The organism is Bacillus sp. SIMBA_154, assembly GCF_046536015.1.
GTDB lineage: Bacteria > Bacillota > Bacilli > Bacillales > Bacillaceae > Bacillus > Bacillus pumilus_P.
This window is the reverse complement of sequence record NZ_JAWJBV010000574.1, coordinates 1-243: the sequence shown is the minus strand read 5'-3', so window position 1 is coordinate 243 and position 243 is coordinate 1. Positions and strand designations below refer to the sequence as shown.

At 47.3% G+C, this 243-nt stretch carries 1 pseudogene; it reads left to right on the top strand.

Features of this window, described 5'->3' with window-relative positions:
• Positions 1 to 243, top strand: a pseudogene (locus R0K30_RS23205) (hypothetical protein); the annotation flags it as partial.

Here is a 243-nt window from a genome sequence, read left to right as displayed (position 1 = left end):
AAGTACATATGGTTTCACCCAGTTATAGCCAAGAAGTGCAGATAGCAAGTAACAATGCAGGCGGTTTTTTTGGTGGTGAAGGACTCGAGCGTGACGTACAACAAGCGGCTGAGCAGGGCAAGCTGATTGGGATCCTCAACGGCTGTGATTACACAACTCAACACCCGAAGCAGGCAACGCTTAGCGAGCTTTTAGAGCAGATAGAAGCTACGCTTTTTAGTTGGATGGCAAAAAACGTACACT